The following is a 2,651-nucleotide window of genomic DNA, read 5'->3' as shown; positions in this document are numbered from 1 at the left end:
CACTTGAATAGTCGTAAGGCTGGAGGATGGAACAGGCATGATCAAACATCTCGCTATGGCCATTGCGGTAACTTTCGCGCCCGCGGCAGCTTTCGGGCAGACGTACATTGTTTGGGAAGCCGCCGATTGCGGTGCAATCACGCTCCACGCGACGCGCGGCAGTGATTTCCCGAAGCTTGGCAACACGATCGCCGCGGATCAGCTCAGGGAGGCCTACATTCATTTTCCCAGACAGAAGCTGGCGTTGAACCCGACCGTCGCGCCGCGATCACTCGAGTTCAACGCGAACATCGCTCCCGACCAGGTCGTCATGGCATCCGTCGCGCTGGCTCCGGTGGTCGTCGGAAACGAAACGCGGACTGAGCGTGCGAAAGCGCTCATCTTTTGTGGCCCGAGTACTCCGCCTGCCAGCTGGCAACGTTCGAACGGCTTTGGGCTGGAGATCATCCCGCAGGGGTGGAATGGCCCGCGGCCGAAGATGAAGCGGGGCGACCCGATGCGGTTCCTTGCCCTCGACAGTAATGCGACGAAGAAAATTCTCGATGTTCCGATGGAACTCTACCGCGCTGACTCTGGCCGAGTCGCACAGGGCGCACCGGACAAGAATGGAATGACCACCTTTTTGTATCCGGAGCCGGGCCGCTACATGGTGAGCACGACGTATCGCCGGCCCGATCCACAGAGGCCAGAGCGTTGGCTCGTCGATACCAGCACGCTTACGTTCGAGATTAAGTGAGCCTGCGTCGATTCACCCACAAGTTCACGGCCGCAGGGTCGCTCGCTGGACAGACATCGTCGCGCCACGATTGTTCTTAACGTCCTTACCCCAGCACCGTGTTAGGCAGACCGCTGGCTTTGAACGGTCTTTCGTTACCTTGCTGAAGCTCCGTCCCCAGGCTCTCCGAACGCCGCACATACCTGGCGTAGAGGCGTTCTTCGTCCGCGAAGAACCGGGCGGACTCGCGCGCCGGAGGCGGCGTTGCCCTACCGGGTCCATCTCCTTGTGCGACTGAAACAGGCACACACCTTTCGATGAACTTTACGTGCGTGATCGCTCTAGCGCCCCTGCCGGGGCGCAGGCTGGTATCTGCTGCGGGTCCGGTCCCGGTGGCTGCGCACTGCGCGCTTACCACCGGCTGATATGGAGTGACTTGTCAACCTGCGCTGATCGTGATGTTTTTGTCTTTGTTTTTTCCTTCGATGAGCTTTTGCCTTTCGTTCTCTCCTGGTGCAGCCGTGGCGTCGACCGAGGGCAAAGCAGCGACGATAGATCACACTGATATTCGCGGGTTGGTTACCGCATGAGCGGGATCCGTCGGGAGCTGCCTCGATCTACGTTGCGTGAATCACGGGTGATCTCGTGTCAGAAATAGCCGGTGTCGAGGATTCTCCTTACCATTGCCGGAGCCCTCGGCCGACGGCACGACTGCACCGTTGCCCTAACATCTGCCTAACTCGGATGAATCAGTTGCCCTATGGCCCAGACGAAGCCCACAAGCTCGCGTGCCACGGCCACCGCCGTGACCGTCGATTTCTTCCGTCGGCTCGTCATTCGGTAGAACTTCGTGTTCAATCGCTTGTCGCATTTCTCGGCAATCGCCACGACCTCCGGCGGCTGCCCCTTTCGGCGCGCGAGCACCGTCTTTCCCACCCGGGAGCCGCGTTGGTACTGCCACGCTGCTTCAACCGCGATATGCCGGACGTGCGCGTTCCCGGTCTTGGTGATCGCGTAGCGGCCCACCTTGTCGCCCGTGCTGTACTCGGAGGGCACCAAGCCGACCGCGGCCATCAGCTGAGGGGCTGTCGGGAAGCGGCGCAGATCGCCGAGCTCCGAGAGCAGCGTCATGGCCGAGACCGTGTTGATTCCTTTGAGCGTCCGGAGGGCATCCACATAGGGCTGGTACTCGGCAAGCCGCGAGGTGCGCTCCACCTCGTCATCGAAGCGCTTGAGTACCTCGATCCGATGTTCGAGTTCCGTGATCATCGTGTCGAGTACGAATTGGCTGTGCGGAGCCGTCAGCTTGATCGCTCGCAGCCAAGCCCAGAAGCGGAGGGTCCAGGACGACTGCCCTTTCGGGTATCGATGTCCATACCGCAGCAGCAGGTGAATGATTTGCCGCCGCACGCGTCCGACATCGCCTTGCGCTGAGGATCGCTGGCGCACCAGGTCCCGTACCGCTTCCTGCTTCGCGTCGGGAACCGTCACGAACGTCAGATCACCCCCGCGAAGATACTTGGCCAGCTTGGCCGCATCGCGCCGATTGGTCTTGACCTTGTCGCCCGGCTTGGTCGGCGTGAGCGCCGGCGCCGCGACGTTGCAGTTAAGCCCCGACTTGGTCAGCCGTCGAAATAGTTCGAACCCGCACGGGCCCGCCTCGTACACGATCCGAACCTCGCTGCCGAGGGCCTTCAGAAAGGCGATCAGACGTCGATACCCGCCCGCGTCCGGAATCAACTCGAACTCTTTCGCCGGCCGCTCGGCGTCGCTCACGAAGTGCGCGATTGTCCATTTATCTGCGTGATCGTCGATACCTATCCAGTGGATAATCTTCATGACCCGTTCCTCCTTGTATGTGGCTCTGTCCTGTTTTCGCGTTGACAACCCACGAAAATGTACATTGAGCGGGCGGGTCACTCCATCCTCTCTACCC

Annotated in this window: 2 protein-coding genes; one reads left to right on the top strand and one right to left on the bottom strand. The window is 60.8% G+C overall.

The features are described 5' to 3' along the window. Window positions 1-37: 37 nt before the first annotated feature. Window positions 38-736, top strand: a complete 699-nt coding sequence (locus WKF55_16370) for a hypothetical protein (GenBank protein MEJ7761154.1) — start codon at window positions 38-40, stop codon at window positions 734-736. A 714-nt stretch (window positions 737-1,450) separates the two neighbouring features. Here WKF55_16370 and WKF55_16365 read toward each other — a convergent pair. Beyond that, the gene (locus tag WKF55_16365; GenBank protein MEJ7761153.1) at window positions 1,451-2,554 is read right to left on the bottom strand and encodes an IS110 family transposase; all 1,104 of its coding nucleotides are present in this window, start codon (window positions 2,552-2,554) and stop codon (window positions 1,451-1,453) included. Between the last annotated feature and the right edge of the window lie 97 nt (window positions 2,555-2,651).

Source organism: Gemmatimonadaceae bacterium (assembly GCA_037721215.1).
GTDB lineage: Bacteria > Gemmatimonadota > Gemmatimonadetes > Gemmatimonadales > Gemmatimonadaceae > UBA4720.
This window is presented reverse-complemented; position numbering and strand designations above follow the sequence as displayed.